Origin of the sequence: Umezawaea sp. NPDC059074, from assembly GCF_042738955.1 — a bacterium.
GTDB lineage: Bacteria > Actinomycetota > Actinomycetes > Mycobacteriales > Pseudonocardiaceae > Umezawaea.
Map to the genome: position 1 here is coordinate 1 of NZ_JBHYHC010000266.1, position 4623 is coordinate 4623.

The following is a 4623-nucleotide window of genomic DNA, read 5'->3' on the forward strand; positions in this document are numbered from 1 at the left end:
GGGGGGGGCGCGGGCGGCCCGGGGCGGGGCGGGGGGGGGGGGGGGCGGCTGGGACACCCCCCCCCCGCCCCCCCCCGCCGCCGCGCCCGGCAGGACACCGAGCGCGAGCCCCGCCGCGCCGCCGAACATCCCGACCGACGCGCCCATGACCAGACCGGTCAGGGCGCAGGTCGCCGCCGCCGTGAACGCGCCCCGCCAGTCGACGGTCCAGCGGGCGGCCACGAAGTCGCCGGAGTCGAGCCGGGACGGGCGGCGGTCGGTGGCGTTGCGGGCCGTGAACCCCTGCGCGGCGGCCGAGCCCGCGAGCACCCCGGCACACAGGAGAGCGAAGCCGACGTCGGTGGCCCGCGCGGCGAGCACGACCACGCCGACGGCGGCGACCAGCGCCAGCACCCCGTAGATCCACGGCGCGAGCGACCGCGGAGGCCGCAACCCGGCCTGCCGCACCCACGCCAGGCTCAGCGCCTCGACGGTGAACGCGTCCCGGTCGCCCCGGTCCATCAGCCTGGCCAGGCCGCGCAACGCCGAGGCCCGCTCGGGCAGGCGGGCCGCCCACAGGTGGTCGAGGCCGCCCGCGAGCATCCGCTCCACCTCGTCGTCGGGCACGTCCTTGCCCCGGTAGCCCTCCACGGCCAGCGTCACCGCCAGCGGCGTGTCCAGCAGCGCCACCAGGTCGTCGTGGCGCAGGCAGGCCGCCCGCAGCGACTCCAGGCCCTCCCCCGCGAGCGCCGCGTCCACGGTCTCCGCGCTCAACGGCGGGATCTCCACGGCCTGGCCGAACTTCCGCAGCTCCTCCCGGTCGCGCGGCCGGGCGCACACGACGATCGCGGTGGTGAGCCGGGACTTCAGCAGCGTCAGCACCTCGACGCAGCGGCGGCGGTCGTCGGCGTGCCGGATCTCGTCCAGCCCGTCCAGCAGCAGCACGACCGGGCTGGGCGTCGCGCGCAGCCACTCCCCCACCCGGCGCGGCGGCGCCTGGTACACCCTGCCGATCTCGTCGGCCAGCCACTCGACGGCGGTGTCCACGGCGTGGTCGACCTGCTCCAGCCTCGCCACGCTGAGCCGCTGCGCCCGTTCCAGCGCCTCGGTGTCCCACTCGTCCTCGGGGACGACGTCCTGCTTGCTCGCCCACCGCAGGGCGCTCAGCCGGTGCGGCTCGACCCGCCAGCTGCCCGAGGCCAGCGACAGCACGATCGGGACCGGCCCCTCCTCGTCCGCCAGGAGGTCCGCGGCGAGCCCGCGCAGGCGGGTGGTCTTGCCGGAGCCGGGTTCGCCCAGCAGCGCGCAGCCGTGCTTGAAGCGGACCAGGTCGGCGAGGTCGTCCTCCGGCTCCGGGCCCAGCGGCTCCGGCGGAGGGGGCAGGGCTGTTCGCGCCGTCCGACGCAGGTCGTCCAGGTGGCGATCGCTCACACCCGAGAATCCCACACGCCCGCGCGGCGGTGGCCGCCACCGGGGACCGCGTTCTCACCTATGATCCGACCTGCGATGACTCTCACCGATCGGCTTCCGGCCAACCCCGACCCCGACCTGCTCTTCGACACGTTCGCCTCCTGGGCGGCGGAACGGGGGCTCCAGCTCTACCCGGCGCAGCAGGAGGCGCTGATCGAGCTGGTCTCCGGCTCGAACGTCATCCTGAGCACCCCCACGGGGTCCGGGAAGAGCCTGGTGGCGATCGGCGCGCACTTCGCCGCGCTGGCCGAGGGCAAGCGGACCTTCTACACCGCGCCCATCAAGGCGCTGGTGTCGGAGAAGTTCTTCGCGCTGTGCGACGTCTTCGGGCCGGCGAACGTCGGCATGCTGACCGGCGACGCGAGCGTCAACGACACCGCGCCCATCATCTGCTGCACGGCCGAGATCCTGGCGAACATCGCCCTGCGCGACGGCGCGGAGGCCGAGGTCGGCCAGGTCGTCATGGACGAGTTCCACTTCTACTCCGAGCCCGAGCGCGGCTGGGCGTGGCAGGTGCCGCTGATCGAGCTGCCCAAGGCGCAGTTCCTGCTGATGTCGGCGACGCTCGGCGACGTCTCGTTCTTCGAGAAGGACCTGTCCCGGCGCACCGGGCGGTCGACGGCGGTCGTGCGGTCCGCGGACCGGCCGGTGCCGCTGAACTTCCAGTACGTCACGACGCCGCTGCACGAGACGATCGAGGAGCTGCTGCACGGCCGGGAGGCGCCGATCTACGTCGTGCACTTCACCCAGGCCTCGGCGCTGGAGCGCGCGCAGGCGTTGATGAGCGTGAACGTGTGCACGCGCGCCGAGAAGGACGCCATCGCCGCGATGATCGGCGGGTTCCGGTTCACCTCCGGCTTCGGCAAGACGCTGTCGCGGATCGTGCGGCACGGCATCGGCGTGCACCACGCGGGCATGCTGCCGAAGTACCGGCGGCTCGTCGAGCAGCTCGCGCAGGCGGGCCTGTTGAAGGTCATCTGCGGCACGGACACCCTGGGCGTCGGCATCAACGTGCCGATCCGCACGGTGCTGTTCACCGCGCTGAGCAAGTACGACGGCACGCGCACCCGGATCCTCAAGGCGCGCGAGTTCCACCAGATCGCGGGCCGCGCCGGCCGCGCGGGCTACGACGTGGTGGGGACCGTGGTCGTGCAGGCCCCGGACCACGAGGTGGAGAACGCCAAGCGCGTCGCGAAGGCGGGCGACGACCCGAAGAAGCTGAAGCGGGTCGTGCGCACCAAGGCCCCCGAGGGTTTCGTGTCGTGGAGCGACAAGACGTTCGAGCGGCTGGTCGCGGCCGAGCCCGAGCAGCTGACCTCGACGTTCTCGGTCAGCCACGCGATGATCCTCAACGTCATCAACCGCCCCGGCGACGCGTTCGCCGGCATGCGGCACCTGCTGGAGGACAACCACGAGACGCGGAAGTCGCAGCTCCGGCTCATCCTGCGGGCGATCTCGATCTTCCGGGGGCTGCTCCAGTCCGGCGTGGTCGAGCGGCTCGACGAGCCGGACGCCGAGGGCCGCCGCTACCGGCTGACCGTCGACCTCCAGGACAACTTCGCGCTCAACCAGGCGCTGTCGCCGTTCGCGCTGGCCGCGATCGAGCTGCTCAACCGCGAGGAGCCGAGCTACCCGCTGGACGCGCTGTCCATCATCGAGTCCACGTTGGACGACCCGCGCCAGATCCTCTCGGCGCAGCAGTTCAAGGCGCGCGGCGAGGCCGTGGCGGCGATGAAGGCCGACGGCATCGAGTACGACCAGCGGATGGAGCTGCTGGACCAGGTCACGTACCCGAAGCCGTTGGAAGAGCTGCTGGAAGGCGCTTTCACGACCTACCGCAGCGGCCACCCGTGGGTCGCCGACCACCACCTGTCGCCGAAGTCCGTGGTCCGCGACATGTACGAGCGGGCCATGACGTTCACCGAGTACGTCAGCTTCTACCAGCTGGCGCGCTCGGAGGGGATCGTGCTGCGGTACCTGGCCGACGCGTACAAGGCGCTGCGCCACACCGTGCCGGAAGAGGCGAAGACCGAGGAGCTCAACGACCTCATCGAGTGGCTCGGCGAACTCGTGCGCCAGGTCGACTCCAGCCTGCTGGAGGAGTGGGAGAAGCTCACCAACCCGCTCGGCGACGCCAAGCCCGAGGTGCGGATCGACGACAAGCCACCGGCCGTCACGCGCAACCTGCGCGCGTTCCGCGTGCTGGTGCGCAACGCCCTGTTCCGCCGCGTCGAGCTGGCCGCGCGCCGCAACTACTACGAACTCGGCCTGCTCGACGGCGAGTCCGGGTGGGACCAGGACGCGTGGGAGGACGCGATCGAGCCGTACTTCGAGGCGTTCGACTCGATCGGCACCGGCTCCGACGCGCGCGGCCCGGCACTGCTGATCATCACCGAGGAACCGGGGCGCTGGGACGTGCGTCAGATCTTCGACGATCCCGCCGGGGACCACGACTGGGGCATCTCCGCCGAGGTCGACCTCGAGGAGTCCGACGAGACCGGCACGGCGTCGATCCGGATCACCGAAGTAGGCGCCCTGTAGCGGTTCTCCGCGGGGCACGTCCCCACAGGAGGAATGGCGCAGGTGGACCAGTTCGGTGTGCTCGGGCCGCTGGTGGTCCGCCGCGACGGCGTCGACGTCCCGATCACCGCGGCCAAGCAGCGGGTCGTGCTGGCCGCGCTGCTGGTCCACGGGTCGCTGACGACGGCCGAGCTGATCCGCTGCGTGTGGGGCGACGCGCCGCCCGCGCGGGCGGCGCGCACGCTGCCGGTGTACGTGATGCGGCTGCGGCGCACGCTCGGCGACCCGCCGCTGATCGGGACGACGCCGACCGGGTACCGGATCGAGGTGCCCGAGGGATCGCTGGACCTGCACCGGTTCCGGGCGCTGGTGGCAGAGGGCGAGCACGAGCGGGCGCTGGAGTGCTGGCGCGGGGACGCGCTGGCCGACGTGGACACGACCTGGCTGTCCGCCGCCGGGCTGGAGGAGGAACGGCGACAGGTCGTCGAGGCCGCGCGGCGACCGTGGTCGCCGATCTCGCAACTGCCCGCGCCGGTCGGGCACTTCGTGGGGCGGACCGCGGAACTGGCGCGGGTGACGGACTTGCTCGTCGGCCACGCTCACGCCGGCGTCCCCCGGCCGGTGGGGACCCCCGAGATCAACTCTACCGAGGGG

General features: G+C 72.8%; 3 protein-coding genes. 2 read left to right on the forward strand and 1 reads right to left on the reverse strand.

Features of this window, described 5'->3' with window-relative positions:
* Positions 1 to 1410 (reverse strand): NACHT domain-containing protein (locus ACFWW9_RS45820; protein ID WP_390389914.1); only part of this gene is annotated, 1410 nt, incomplete at its 3' end.
* Positions 1411 to 1485: 75 nt separating this feature from the next.
* Between ACFWW9_RS45820 and ACFWW9_RS45825 the strand changes: the two genes are divergently transcribed.
* Both ACFWW9_RS45825 and ACFWW9_RS45830 read left to right on the forward strand, forming a co-directional pair.
* Positions 1486 to 3990, forward strand: coding sequence for a DEAD/DEAH box helicase (locus ACFWW9_RS45825; protein WP_390389916.1), 2505 nt, complete (start codon positions 1486 to 1488; stop codon positions 3988 to 3990).
* Between the two features lie 42 nt (positions 3991 to 4032).
* Positions 4033 to 4623 (forward strand): winged helix-turn-helix domain-containing protein (locus ACFWW9_RS45830; RefSeq protein WP_390389918.1); only part of this gene is annotated, 591 nt, incomplete at its 3' end.